The organism is Chryseobacterium suipulveris, assembly GCF_022811685.1.
In the GTDB taxonomy this organism is placed as follows: domain Bacteria; phylum Bacteroidota; class Bacteroidia; order Flavobacteriales; family Weeksellaceae; genus Kaistella; species Kaistella suipulveris.
In genome coordinates, this window is the sequence record NZ_CP094532.1 from 545,171 (window position 1) to 559,467 (window position 14,297).

Annotated in this window: 13 protein-coding genes; all 13 read left to right on the top strand. The window is 35.7% G+C overall.

Going from position 1 to position 14,297, the window contains the following annotated elements; genetic code table 11:
• The first annotated feature begins 62 nt into the window (after positions 1-62).
• The 13 genes from MTP09_RS02555 to MTP09_RS02615 all read left to right on the top strand — a co-directional run bounded on the left by MTP09_RS02555 (position 63) and on the right by MTP09_RS02615 (position 14,294).
• Positions 63-299, top strand: coding sequence for a hypothetical protein (locus MTP09_RS02555; RefSeq protein WP_243550351.1), 237 nt, complete (start codon positions 63-65; stop codon positions 297-299).
• A 44-nt stretch (positions 300-343) separates the two neighbouring features.
• Complete coding sequence (locus MTP09_RS02560) at positions 344-952, top strand: sugar transferase (protein ID WP_243551567.1); 609 nt, start codon at positions 344-346, stop codon at positions 950-952.
• Positions 949-1,557, top strand: a complete 609-nt coding sequence (locus tag MTP09_RS02565) for an acetyltransferase (RefSeq protein WP_243550352.1) — start codon at positions 949-951, stop codon at positions 1,555-1,557. Before MTP09_RS02560 ends, MTP09_RS02565 begins: the two co-directional genes overlap by 4 nt.
• Positions 1,554-2,693 carry a DegT/DnrJ/EryC1/StrS family aminotransferase gene (locus MTP09_RS02570; RefSeq protein ID WP_243550353.1) on the top strand — a complete coding sequence of 380 codons (1,140 nt, stop codon included), beginning with the start codon at positions 1,554-1,556 and terminating at the stop codon, positions 2,691-2,693. Before MTP09_RS02565 ends, MTP09_RS02570 begins: the two co-directional genes overlap by 4 nt.
• A gap of 100 nt (positions 2,694-2,793) precedes the next feature.
• Entirely contained in the window at positions 2,794-4,734 is a 1,941-nt protein-coding gene (locus tag MTP09_RS02575; protein WP_243550354.1) for a nucleoside-diphosphate sugar epimerase/dehydratase, read from the top strand.
• A 43-nt stretch (positions 4,735-4,777) separates the two neighbouring features.
• Entirely contained in the window at positions 4,778-5,563 is a 786-nt protein-coding gene (locus tag MTP09_RS02580) for a polysaccharide biosynthesis/export family protein (RefSeq protein ID WP_243550355.1), read from the top strand.
• A gap of 13 nt (positions 5,564-5,576) precedes the next feature.
• Positions 5,577-7,934, top strand: coding sequence for a GumC family protein (locus tag MTP09_RS02585; protein ID WP_243550356.1), 2,358 nt, complete (start codon positions 5,577-5,579; stop codon positions 7,932-7,934).
• Positions 7,931-9,247 carry an oligosaccharide flippase family protein gene (locus tag MTP09_RS02590; RefSeq protein ID WP_243550357.1) on the top strand — a complete coding sequence of 439 codons (1,317 nt, stop codon included), beginning with the start codon at positions 7,931-7,933 and terminating at the stop codon, positions 9,245-9,247. Before MTP09_RS02585 ends, MTP09_RS02590 begins: the two co-directional genes overlap by 4 nt.
• A 23-nt stretch (positions 9,248-9,270) precedes the next feature.
• The gene (locus MTP09_RS02595; RefSeq protein WP_243550358.1) at positions 9,271-10,608 is read left to right on the top strand and encodes an O-antigen polymerase; all 1,338 of its coding nucleotides are present in this window, start codon (positions 9,271-9,273) and stop codon (positions 10,606-10,608) included.
• Between the two features lie 75 nt (positions 10,609-10,683).
• Positions 10,684-11,835: a glycosyltransferase family 4 protein gene (locus MTP09_RS02600; RefSeq protein WP_243550359.1), complete on the top strand. Its 1,152-nt coding sequence runs from the start codon at positions 10,684-10,686 to the stop codon at positions 11,833-11,835.
• Positions 11,832-12,857, top strand: a complete 1,026-nt coding sequence (locus MTP09_RS02605; protein ID WP_243550360.1) for a glycosyltransferase — start codon at positions 11,832-11,834, stop codon at positions 12,855-12,857. The genes MTP09_RS02600 and MTP09_RS02605 overlap by 4 nt, the downstream gene beginning before the upstream one ends.
• The gene (locus MTP09_RS02610; RefSeq protein ID WP_243550361.1) at positions 12,847-13,881 is read left to right on the top strand and encodes a polysaccharide biosynthesis protein; all 1,035 of its coding nucleotides are present in this window, start codon (positions 12,847-12,849) and stop codon (positions 13,879-13,881) included. The genes MTP09_RS02605 and MTP09_RS02610 overlap by 11 nt, the downstream gene beginning before the upstream one ends.
• Before the next feature lie 11 nt (positions 13,882-13,892).
• Positions 13,893-14,294 (top strand): WxcM-like domain-containing protein, encoded by a 402-nt coding sequence (locus tag MTP09_RS02615; RefSeq protein ID WP_243550362.1) that lies wholly within the window; start codon positions 13,893-13,895, stop codon positions 14,292-14,294.
• Positions 14,295-14,297: the final 3 nt, after the last annotated feature.

The following is a 14,297-nucleotide window of genomic DNA, read 5'->3' on the forward strand; positions in this document are numbered from 1 at the left end:
AATTTAGTTTTAAATAGTACAATCATTCAAGAAACAAAATGAAAAAAACTATAATAATACTGTTGCTCTGGGTCTGTGGGAATGTGTTTTCGCAGGAATACGGAAACCGTTTCCAGCAGAATGACGGACAGAACAACGTGGAAGGTTCTTACCAAATGGAAAATGCTCCCGGTGATCCACCAGGCGACGACGATCCGCCACCAACGCCAATTGATGACTATGTCCCTCTACTTGCAATAACTGCCGTAGGACTTATTGTATACTATTCCCGCAAGAGAATTATAATAACCAAGAGTTGAAATTTATTCTTTTTAGATTAAATTTGGGCTCAGTACTGTATAAAATGTACAAAAACCAACTAAAACCTGTATTAGATTTTACTGTTGCACTTGTAGCTTTCATTTTGTTAAGTCCTGTTTTTCTTGTTGTTAGCTTGCTGCTGGCAATAAGTAATAATGGGAAGCCATTTTTCTTTCAGAGAAGACCCGGTAAAGATGGGAAGATATTTAAGATCATCAAGTTCAAGTCGATGAATGATAAAAAGGACAAAGATGGTAATTTGCTCCCCGATTACGATCGGTTGACATTTGTTGGTAAAATTGTAAGAAAAACCTCTCTTGATGAACTGCCTCAGCTACTTAACGTGCTGAAAGGAGATATGAGTTTGGTTGGACCCAGACCGCTTTTGCCCGAATATCTTCCATTATACAATGCGATACAAAAAAGAAGACACGAGGTTAGACCGGGAATTACGGGTTGGGCACAGGTGAACGGGCGCAACGCCCTGAGTTGGGAAGAAAAATTTCACTACGATGTGGAATATGTTGATCATGTATCTTTCGTATTAGATATGAAGATAATCTTGATCACATTAGAAAAAGTGTACAAGAGACACGGGATAAACCCCAATAATTATGTGAGTGTGGAACCGTTTAAAGGGAGTTCTGTATGATTCTTTATGGAGCCAGAGGACAGGCAAAAGTGATCTATGACCTCATCCTTTCAAACAACCACCTGCTGGAGTATTTGGTGGATGATAACCCACCTGAGAATTTTCCGCATAATCTGGCCATCTATAAGCCGGAAAAAGGGTTAATCCAAGGAAAAAAGGTTATTATTGCGATTGGTGATAATAAAATCAGAGAAAAGATATGTAATGACATAAAGTTTCTCTGCGAATTTGAAACAATGCAGCACCATACCGCCTATGTTTCACGATTTGTGCAGATTGGAGAAGGTACTGTGATCATGCCGAAAGTGTGTATTAATGCAGAAGTGAAAATAGGTAAGCATTGTATTATTAACACTGGAGCAGTTATTGAACATGAGTGTGTTATCGAGGATTTTGTACATGTTTCACCCAACGCAACTTTGGCGGGAAATATTATGATTAAAAAGGGTGCCCATATCGGTATGGGAGCAAATATTATTCAAGGAGTGACGATTGGTGAGAATGCCACTGTCGGGGCAGGATCTGTAATCTTGAATGATGTTCCTGATAATGCCGTAGTCGTGGGAAATCCTGGACGGCTTATAAAGATGAAGCAAGAAAAATGAAAAACGAAAAAATTTGGCTTTCATCGCCTCATATGGGCGGTGCCGAAATGAAATACATTCAACAGGCATTTGACGAAAACTGGATTGCTCCGCAAGGTCCTAATGTGAATGGTTTTGAGCATGATATCGAAAAATTTCTTAATGAAGATATTTATGTAGCAGTATTAAGTTCAGGAACTGCGGCATTACATCTTGCACTTATTTTATTGGGTGTAGAGAAAGATGACTTTGTCATATGCCAATCCTTAACGTTTTCTGCTTCTGCAAATCCTATCGTCTATATGGGAGCTGTCCCGATTTTTGTAGACAGCGAGAAAGATACCTGGAATCTGTGTCCCAACGCTGTTGAAGACGCGATAAAGTATGGGATTTCTAAAGGGAAGAAACCAAAAGCTATTATTGCTGTATCATTATATGGAATGCCCTACAAGGCAGATGAAATAAAGGCTTTGTCAGAAAAATACGAAATTCCGGTTATTGAAGACAGCGCGGAAGCGTTGGGAAGCTCCTACAAAGGACAAAAATGTGGAACTTTCGGTGACCTCTCGGTTCTTAGTTTCAATGGGAACAAAATAATTACAACCTCAGGTGGCGGCGCACTTATCCTTAAAGATATGGAGTTTAAGAATAAGGCGGTTTTCTTGTCAACACAAGCAAAAGATGATGCGCCACATTATGAGCATACTTATATTGGATACAACTATAGGATGAGTAATATTTGTGCAGGGATTGGTAGAGGGCAAATGGAGGTGCTTGCGGAAAGGATCGATCAACGCCGAAAAAACCACTTCTTTTACAAAGAAATATTTAAAGATCACCCACACTTTAAGCTACATATGGAGCCAAGTTCAGATTTCTTTTCTAACCATTGGCTTAGTATCGTTCAGCTCGACCCTTCATCGAAAATAGATTCAGCACAACTTCGACATAATTTTCATCAGCAAAATATCGAGACAAGGCCAGTGTGGAAACCAATGCACATGCAGCCAGTGTTTAGGGATGCTTTATTTTTCGGATCTCATCTCTCTGATAATTTGTTTAGGAATGGTCTCTGTCTACCATCTGGCTCTAATCTTTCCGACAAAGATTTTGTAAGGATTAAGGAAGTACTATCCGAGGTATTCTTATTATCATAAGGAAAAATTGAAAATTAGTCGAATTTTCGTATTTTCGTATACTTTAGTGTGGCTCTCTTTTGTGAGGTAGTTATTTTTTGTTTATTAATCAATTAATGAAATGAATTTCCGCAAAAAAATCAGGAAGAAAATATACAGCGGGGATAATATTATGAACTTATCAGATATAAGATATTTACCACGATGGATAATATTGTTAATTGATGTTTTCTTTATTTTTCTCGCTATTTCTTTTTCTTGTTATCTTATAGAAAAGCTGAGCTTTAGTACCCAAAAGGTTTTTTATGACGGGCGATATATGTATGGGTTGATTGTGGCTACAAGTGTTGTATTCATGGTGGCTTTCCGTACATATGCCGGAATTATTAGACATTCTACATTTATTGATCTTTTTAAGCTTTTCTTGGCTACTTTATGTACAGCGATTGTTGTCGGTGTCATTAGTTTCTCAGTACGGATTGTTTCAGGATTCCGAATGATTCATATGTCGGTTCCTTTCCTAGCAATTTTTTTTGCATCTTCTTTTATGTTGCTGTTCATATTCCGACTTTTTGTGAAAGAGTTCTTTCACATTGCGCGTGAATTTAGGCGAAGTACTCTCAAGAAAAGGATTTTGGTTTTGGGTATTGATGAGCAGTCCATTGCTATTGCAAGAGCTATCCTGGATAATCCAAATTTGCCTTACCATGTAGTAGGATTTTTAACCCAAAGACACGACTCCAAACGTGCTCATTTGCTTGGGAAACCCATATTCATTAAAGAAAAAATAGAACGAAATACGAAGGAAGACCTTGCGTTAGATGGGGTTTTGATAGTTAAGGAAATGATGGCCAAAAACGAGATGGATTCTTGGGTTAATCTTTTTCTTGAAAAAGATCTTCAAGTTTTCAAAGCGCCTTCTGTACAAAAACTGCGAGATAGTGATTTTGGGATGACTATCCGAAATCTTCAGATTGAAGATCTTCTCAATCGTAAACCGATCAGGATCGAAAATGAAGAGGTCAAAAAAAGACACTATAAGAAATCCGTATTGATAACCGGTGGAGCTGGATCAATAGGAAGCGAAATATTGAGACAAGTTGCACAATTTGATCCCGAAGTCATAGTTGTCGTGGATCAGGCAGAAACGCCGCTTTACGAGATAGAGCTTGAAATGCGCAAAAGCTATCCTCATATTCAGTTCAAGTTTGTTCTAGCAGATATTTCTAACATTCATAGGATTGAACCGCTTTTCGAGAAGTACCGTTTCTCTATGGTCTATCATGCGGCTGCTTACAAACATGTGCCAATGATTGAAGAAAATCCACATGAAGCAATTTTGGTCAATGTGCTCGGCAGTAGAAATTTGGCCACGCTGTCTTGTAAGTACAAGGTAAACCGGTTTGTAATGGTATCAACGGATAAGGCGGTAAAGCCAACCAATGTGATGGGTGCATCGAAACGAGCTGCTGAACTTTTTGTGCAGGCACTGCAGAATACCGAAGGAAATATTACAAAATTCATTACCACACGTTTTGGGAATGTTTTAGGTTCAAATGGTTCTGTAATACCGCACTTCAAAAAACAGATTGAAGCAGGAGGTCCGGTTACAATCACTCATCCCGATATTGTGCGGTATTTCATGACAATCCCCGAAGCTTGTGATCTCGTTTTGCAAGCAGGTACAATGGGCAAGGGAGGTGAGATTTTCGTTTTTGATATGGGGGAACCAATGAAAATTCTTGATCTTGCCACAAGGATGATTAAGCTATCAGGATTTGAGCCAAATTCTGATATCAAAATTGTTTTCACAGGTTTAAGACCGGGCGAGAAATTATATGAAGAACTGTTAAGCGATGACGCTAAGACAATGCCTACCCACAACGAGAAAATAATGATTTCAAAAGATCCTACAATGGCTTATGAAGAAATCGAGGTTTTCTTCAAAAGAATTATTCGTTCTGCCTTTCGAAGGGAAAAAGTTGAAGTGGTGCAGATTTTGAAGGAGATCGTTCCCGAATTCAAAAGCAACAATTCCATTTACGAGGTTTTGGATAAGTAATACAGAATTGTATATTTGCAAAAATTTTTTTAGAAGATTTATAATGAATAAAAATATTCCATGGTTCCTATGCGTCATTTTTTTTATTACCGCATGTAAAACAAAAGAAAAAACCAGCCAGTTAAACTACATGCAAAATGTAGAACAGGTCGCGGTAGAAGCATCGATGAAGAATGCTTATCCTACAATCCAGATCGGGGATAACCTTTTGATCTACGTCACTGCAAAAAACATGGATGTAGTAAGACCATTCAACCAAAATTATTACTCTACTCAAACTTCCACCGCAGTAAATGCGCCTTCTTCTGAAAAACCTTACATTGTTGATACATCCTACGAAATCGACTTTCCAACACTGGGTAAAATTAATGTTCAAAATAAAACTGTTGAAGCGATCAAGCAAGAACTCACTACGCAAATTTCAAAATATGTGATTAATCCTACGGTTACCGTTCGGCTTGCAAACTTCAAAGTTACCGTATTGGGTGAAGTCGCTCGACCCGGTATTGTGGGTGTACCGGAGGGACAAACTAATCTCTTGGCTGCATTAGGTTTAGCTGGAGATGTCACAATGTATGCTGATAGACGCAACGTACTTATTGTGCGTAACGCTGATAACGAAATTTCTAAGCATCGAATCGATATGATGGATGCTAATTTCATCAATTCCCCCTATTTTCAGTTGAAGCAGAATGATGTAATCTATGTTGCGTCGAACGAAAACAAAGAAAAAGTTGCAAGGCAGGATCCAAACACCGGTATATACATTGCGGTTGCAGGTATGGTGATCGGTCTTGCGGGCATTTTTATTACCATTTTTAAAAAATAATTTAGTTTAGAAAATGAGTCAGATCTCAAAAGCAGAAAATTCAGAAGAAATAAATATAAGCGAGATAATTAGACCTTACCTTAATAAATGGAAATGGTTTTTACTTTCGTTATTTTTGCTCATATCTTTGGTTTTGTTTTACATTTTAAGGACATCACCAGTCTATGAAATACGTTCTACAGTACTCATTCGTGATGTCAAAAAATCGGCTCTGGATTTTGGGATGATGTCTGAACTTTCAAGTTTTGGTGGACGATCTTCGAGTACGATTAATAATGAGATGGAGTTATTGAGGTCTAGAAAGCTCATGAAGGAAGTAGTAGAGCGACTAGGCATTCGTACAAAAGTTTTTGCCGAAAATGGATTGAAAAAACCTGAATTATATGGGGAAATGATGCCCTTCGCTGTAAAAGTTATCACGGAAAAGGAGATTGACCCTGATGTAAAAATACGACCGGTCAAGGTTAAGATGTCAGGTGATATACTTACACTTGATGCAGATAATTTTAGCAAGCCAATTACGACCACATACAACAAGACTATCAGCTTGCCCTACGCAAATTTGATGATTGTAAAAAACCCGAATTTTAATAAAGTCAAAGCAAAGAAATTAGAAAACTTCTTTTTCACCTTTACTCCTGAAGAGAAAACCGTCATCGATTTACAGAAGAATCTTGATATTAGTCTAGTAGACAAAGACGCGACTGTTATTGGCATTAATTTTAAGTATGCCAATATAGAGAAAGGAAAAAAAGTTGTAAATACACTCATCGATGCTTATAATGATGACGCAATCAATGATAAAAATTCCGAATCAAAGAAAACCAAAGAATTTATTGATGAAAGACTTTCTATTATTACCAATGAATTAGGGGAAGTTGAAGATGAAAAACAAAGATTTAAAACCGCAAATCAAATTACTGATATTCCTACCGAAACACAAATTAATTTAGGGAATTCGGCGGCATCCAGATCGAGGTTGTTAGATACTGAAACACAGTTATCAATTAATAATGATTTGATTAGCTATCTTTCAAAACAAGGTACAAATCAAGTTTTGCCATCTACAATTGGTCTTAGTAATCCCACAGCTTCAGCAAATATTAGCACTTATAATGAGTTGGTTATGGAGCGAAATAGACTTCTAGAATCTGCAACGCCGCAAAATCCAGCCATTGTAGAACTTACAAAACAGATTGCCAATGTAAGAACTGCAATCATGGATAATCTTGTTAAGAATCGGACTAGTTTGAGCGAAATTCGCAATCAAATTATAAGTGAACAAAATGTACTGAACTCCAAAATTAGAAAAGTTCCGGTTTGGGAAAAAATGTTTAGAAACATTGAAAGACAACAATCCATCAAAGAAAATCTTTATCTTATTCTCTTACAGAAAAGAGAAGAAACCGCTATACTTTTAGCAAATACTACACCGAAGGCAAAAATTGTTGACTATGCTTTTCCTTCAATAAAGCCGGTAGCTCCAAAGAAACTTATAATTTTACCTGTGGGCGTTATACTAGGTTTACTGATACCCGGTATGTTTATTTATCTACGTGAGATTCTGAACAATAAAGTAAGAAGTAAGCATGATCTAGAGAAGATAAGTAAAGCAAACATTATTGGCGAGTTACCAAGTGTTGTTAAGGGTGAATCTGACATTGTTGTACAGAACGATTTGTCACCAATGGCTGAAGCATTTAGAATTTTAGTTACCAACATGAAGTTTATGCTTCCAAGAAAAGACAAAGCACAAATAATCTTTGTTACATCTTCAGTGAAAGGAGAAGGTAAGACATTCGTTTCCGTAAATATTGGTCTTACCTTGGCAAATGCTAAAACTAAAGTTCTCGTCATTGGCGCCGATATTAGGAATCCACAGTTGCAGAGATATAATCCTTCTGCAAAAGGCATTGCCGGGTTAACAGAATATTTGTATGACTCAACGATAAAACCTGAGGATGTAATTCACCAGTCTAACATAAATTCCTACTGTGATTTTCTTTATTCTGGAAGTATTCCTCCTAATCCAACAGAGTTGCTTAGCAATGGTAGAATGAAAACCTTAATTGATGAAGTAAGTAAACGTTATGATTATGTCATTTTGGATACAGCACCTTTGATGTTGGTTACAGATTCATTATTATTTGCAGACTATTCAGATTCTACTGTTTACGTTACCAGATCCAACTATACGGAAAAGAAATTAATAGATTTCGCAGATAATTTAATTGATCAAAAGAAAATCAAAAATGTAGCATTTGTGTTGAATGATGTTAAGAAGGAGTATTTCAGCTATGGAAATAAGTATGGTTATGGTTATCAAGCTGAAGAAAAGACTTGGTTTCAGAAGCTTATAGGTAGAGAATGAAGCTAATATTTAAAAGAATATTAAATAATAGTTTCCTACAAGACAGTTTTTGGGCACTTTTGGGGAATGTCATATTTAGAGGTGCTGCTTTGATCACCTCTATCATGCTTGCACGCATTCTGCAAAAAACTGTTTTTGGTGAATTTAACTCCCTGAAGAACACACTTACGACGCTTGCAATTTTTACTACATTTGGTTTGGGGTACTCTTCAACAAAATTCATTGCAGATTATATCATTCTAAAAAAAACTAATCCTAAATATTTGGTAAGAAAGATTTACACTATTACCCTTGTTTTCAGTGGGTTAATTTCATTTCTTCTGTATGTCTTTTCGTCAAAAATTTCTCTTTTATATTATAATAGTCTTACATTCTCGCAAGAAATAAAAATTCTATCTCTCTGGGTGCTGCTCACAGCGGTTTCAACTGCTCAGAATGGTGTTATTGCGGGTTTTGGAATATTTAAAAAGCTTACATCAGTTAATATTGTAATGGGATTAGTCACCATCTTATTTCTCCCTGTTCTTGCTTATTATTATGGATTAACAGGAGCATGTTTTGCTTTGCTACTCATTCAGGCCGCTAATGCAGTTTTATATTTTATATTGATTGACAAAGAACTTAAGCTATTAAGCACCAATTCATTTAAAAACATATCTACACATACAGAACCGGCATATAAAGATATTCTGATTTTCTCTCTACCCTTAACTCTTATTGAGGCATTCTTTTCTCTTTTTCTCTGGTTGAATTATTTTTTGCTTCAAACTTATCAGAATTATGATGAGGTTGCTTTGTATGCAGCTGCAATGCAATGGTATATTGTATTGCTATTTATTCCTACTGTATTAAGAAACGTTATACTTTCCTATTTTTCAAAGAACGATTCTGCTTCAAAAAAACAAGTTTTGAGAAACGCTGTCCTAATTTCATTTGTAACGACTCTTTTTCCAGCTTTGTTATTAAGTTTTATTGCCCCATATATTTCAAAAATGTACGGGGAATCATTTCATGGTCTCACTACGGTATTAAGGATTGTAATCTTTATTCCGGTTTTTTCTAGTATCTTGAATGTCCTTGAACAGTTTTTATTCTCATGTTCTAAAAATTGGATCGTTTTTATTATCTGTTTCACAAAGGATTTTCTAACATTTCTTATATTCTTTTGTGTTTTGTACTTTTGGAATGTTCAGCATGGTGCAATATATTTAACTTCTGCATATCTGCTGATGAATGTTGTAACTATGGTTATTTATGGATTAATCTATTACAGGACTGATGTTTTTAGACAGTATTTGAAGTCAGTTAACTAAACATTCGGCAGTAATTTGTTTTAATGGATAAAATTGTAGCAATAATTATATTAATATTTGGAATAGCTATTTTCAGCTATGCCCCGTTAAAATATGATTATGGGTATAGTGTATTTTGTGGTGTGGCTTATGTCGTAATAATTTTATTGTATAATCTTGTTAGAAAGAAGGCGAATTATTTCGATTTCGACTCGTTATTCTTTTTCACCTTTTTCTTTGTCACGCTTTACTATCCCATATTCATGTTTGAAACCGACGCGACTAGATATGTGTTCTTTTTATTTCAATTTGATACAGATGTAATTCCCAGATCTTCAGCATTGGCTGTTTTGGGTATGGCAGCATATGTTTTTGGGTCATTATTAGTTTTTCCAAAAAGCAATAAACAAGAAGATAGTAATGAAAAGAAAAGCGGCAGATTAGTTAAGACTAAAAAATTTTATTATATTGCTCTAATACTTTTCATTCTTTATATTGCTACAGGTGGCTATTTTGAATTGAGAGCAGTTTATTTTGGAGGAGTTTATGAGGCCAATCCTGTTTCAAAGTACATTAATTTGTTTTATCCTGCCTTTCTTTTCGCAGGCATCATCTGTGATTTTTATAATGCAAAAATTATTTCTCCCAACAAGTTCAGGTTCAGAAAAATTAGTATTATAGCATACATAACAATATTGGTAATTGTGCTCGGACTTTTGTTTGCAGGTAGTAGGACAATTCCCTTACAAGTTATTTTGATGATTTTGGGTCTTTATTCTCTTCTTTACAAAAAGGTAAATCTTATTAGATTTTTAGGTTTTATCCTTATTGGATTGATAACCATGTTCTCAGTGGTAATATTACGAGGATATCAACAGGACTCAAAAACTAGCGGTGCAGATATCGTTATGGATTTGATTATCAACAATCGTAATAATTTCTTAGCCATTGAACAAGTAAGGGATAACGGTTATACTTATGGAGAATCAATGCTATCCCAATTTGTTGCACCGATTCCATTCTTTCAAAACCTGTTGCTCAGTAGTGGATACAAAGAACAAGAATTATCGTCGCAAAAGCTTTTTACGTTTATTACCCTTGGAGAACTGGATAAGTTTTATGGTATTGGGACTACTATTATAGCAGATGTTTATATTGCATTTGGAGTAATTGGAGCTATTTTTTTTATGAGTTTTCTGGGTTATACCATTAATAAAAATCGCATTAAAGCTAACAATAGTATCTTTGCACTTACTGCGTACGCCATCTTTATCTCTTATTCAATCTATCTTGCGCGTGCGGAATATTTTTTCTTTATGAGATATTTAATATGGACATTAATGATTGTTTTATTAGCAACAAAAAAATTTAGATTCAATTAGATTTATGAAAGAGTTTTAGATTTATTGTTTAATTCATAATTAATATAGCTTTAAGATACGAAAAAAAGATAAGTAATGAAATTATTATATTGTATTCCGACACTGGAAACAAGCGGGGGAACAGAAAGAATTGTTGTTGAAAAAATAAATTACCTGATCGATAATGGTTACGAAATAATCATCATAACGACTGAAGGCAAATCCCGTAAATCTTTTTTTAATTTAAATGCGAAAGCAACAGTTATTCCTTTAAATATCAATTTTAATGAGGTCCTCAATGAAATACTGCCACTAAAATTACTGAAGACAAAAAGTAAATTACGGTTATATAAACAACAGCTTAAGCAATTAATAGACAGGGAATCAATAGACATTGTGATTTCAACTGGTGCAAAAGAATTGGAGTTTCTTGGAAAACTCGACATTTCCGCCAAGAAAGTCTGCGAGCTACATTTCTCTAAAAATTTTCGAAAGCAGGCCTACATTTCCAGAAGTGCCAATATCTTCTGGAATTTGATTGGCGAACTGCGTACCAGAGAATTGATCAACCAAACAAAAAATCTTGACAAACTCGTAGTATTAACAAAAGAGGACGAATCGGAATGGAAAGAATCGAATGAAAACATTACCCAAATCTATAATTTTAGTGCTTTCGAATCCGAAGAAGTATCCAACTTAAATACTAAAACCGTAATTGCCGTAGGAAGATTGGCAGAACAAAAAGGCTTCGACTTGCTCATCGATGCATGGTCTTTGGTAGTTGCAGAAAATAATGATTGGATACTTAGAATTTTGGGTACAGGACATTTAGAAAACCAGTTGAAAGAGCAAGCTAAAAGACTTGGAATATTTGATTCCATTGTTTTCGAAGGACAAACTGATTTTGTTGCAGAAAAAATACTTCAAAGTGCTATATTTGCACTTTCATCTAGATATGAGGGATTTCCATTAGTTTTGTTGGAGAGCATTACCTGCGGAGTACCAATCGTTAGTTTTGATTGTAAAACAGGGCCAAGCGAAATCATAACCGCAAACGACTGCGGAATACTCGTTCAAGACGGAAATATTCACGAATTTGCCAAATCACTCATTAAAGTAATGAATGACGAGGAGTTGAGAAAAAAAATGGGAGAAAAAGCAAAAGAAAAGTCCCGTTTTTTTTCTAAAAAATTTATTATGAACCAGTGGACCGCATTATTTGATGAGTTAATGAAGGTTAAGAAATGATACTTATAGACACAATCTTCATCAACAATGGTGGGGGTAAAATTTTACTTGATTATCTTTATGATGTGTTGGGCGCCATTCCAAAACACAAAATCATTATGTTAATCGACCACAGAATTAAGTCTGAGTATTCATTGAAGAAAGACGGTGATATTGAGTTCATTTTCTTGAAGGGACTGACTGAGCGCAACAACTTCTACAAAAAAAACGCAACAAAGTTTAATACAATATTATGTTTTGGTAATATTCCTCCAAATATCAGGACAGATGCCAAAGTTTATACCTATTTTCATCAGCCAATGTATTTGAATATTCCAAAAGAGTTTAGTACTTTGGAAAAAATCAAATTTAAGCTGAAGATTTTTATTCTCAATTCATATAAAAATAATACCGATTTTTGGTTAGTGCAAAGTCTATTCATAAAGGATGAACTGCAAAAAAAGTTCAAATTACCTGAGAAAGCAGTAAAAAAGTTACCTTTTTATCCTCCTTTCAAAGATGAAAAAACATATCAAAGAATACCTAATACGTTTCTGTATGTAAGTAATGCTAATCCGCATAAAAACCATTTTAGATTAATTGACGCATTTTGCCAGTATTATAACCAGCAAAAGAAAGGTGAACTCACACTCACAGTGAATCATACCTTTCCGGAAGTAGTAAAATATATAGAGAAAAAGGTGAAAGAAGGATACCCCATTAATAATATTGGTTTTATTTATAGGGAAGATCTGTATAGGTATTATCATACCCATGAATATCTAATTTTTCCAAGTTTAGCTGAAAGCTATGGACTGGGAATTATCGAAGCAATCGAAAACGGCTGTAAGGTTTTAGGAGCAGACTTGCCTTATATGCATGAAATTTGCGTTCCGACGCTTTCGTTTGACCCTTTACAGACGAACGAAATATTTAAATGTTTGATGAAGACCGGCGAAGCAGATAACCTCCCGTTCTCAAAACCCAAAACACGAAATCAAATAGACGAGCTAATAAAATTATTGACCTCGAATGAAAATTAAGGATAAAACTCTCCTCATAACAGGAGGTACAGGTTCCTTTGGAACAGCTGTACTAAATCGCTTCTTGAAAACAGACCATTTCAAGGAAATCCGTATCTTCTCTCGCGACGAGAAAAAGCAGGACGATATGCGGAATCTTTATAAAGACGATAAAATAAAATATTACATTGGAGACGTAAGGGATTACACCAGTGTTGAACCCGCAACAAAAGGTGTGGACTATGTTTTTCATGCTGCAGCACTGAAACAGGTGCCATCTTGCGAATTCTTCCCAATGCAGGCGGTAAAAACCAATGTGGAAGGAACGCAGAACGTAATCCGTGCTGCTGCTGCAAGTGGCGTGAAAAAAGTGATCTGTCTTTCCACTGACAAAGCGGCATACCCAATTAACGCAATGGGAATATCTAAAGCAATGATGGAAAAAGTTGCAGTAGCTGAGTCCAGAAATCTCACCGATACGGTTGTTTGCCTTACCCGTTATGGAAACGTTATGGCATCCCGAGGTTCAGTAATACCTCTTTTTGTAAAGCAAATTCAAGCTGGGCAGGAAATTACGGTGACTGATCCAAAAATGACAAGATTTCTAATGTCACTGGAAGAAGCTGTGGATTTGGTTTTGTTTGCATTTGAACATGGCAATCCCGGAGACCTGTTTGTCAATAAAGCACCTGCAGGAACTATTGGGGACTTAGCACAAGCTCTAAAGGAAATGTATAAAGCTAATAATCCAATCAAAATTATTGGCACACGGCATGGAGAAAAATTGTATGAAACGCTTTGTACAAGAGAAGAAATGATCAAAGCACAGGATATGGGAGAGTTTTTCAGGATTCCTGCAGATAATAGAGATTTGAATTATGCACAATATTTTTCCGAAGGAGTCAGTAATGTTGACGACATTCAGGATTACCATTCTCACAATACTGTACAGCAGGATGTTGAAGGTATGAAAAAATTACTGGGAAAACTTCCACTAATTAGGAAGGAGGTGTTCGGAGAAGACGTATTGCAGTATCCTGACTAAAATTTATGATAATGAACGATCCACAAATTATCTCAGGAAATAGTTATGCAGACCAAAGAGGGATTTTATTCTATAATAATGACTTACGACTCGACGAGGTAAAAAGACTATATTTTATTGAAAGTGTAGATTTGCACACCGTGCGTGGTTGGCAAGGACATAAAATAGAGAAAAGATGGTTTTCTGCAGTAGTCGGATCGTTTGAGATAGAAGTAATTTCCTTTGAAAATATGGAAAAAGGCAGCGCTATCGAACAAAAATTTGAGCTTGATAGTCCCGCCCAAGTGCTCCATGTACCAGCAGGTTACCTTACTGCAATAAGGAGTCGTGAACCGAAGTCCCGTTTGTTGGTATTCGCAGACTATGCTCTTAAAGAAATAAAAGATGAATACAGGTTTCCTTACAAGAATTAATAC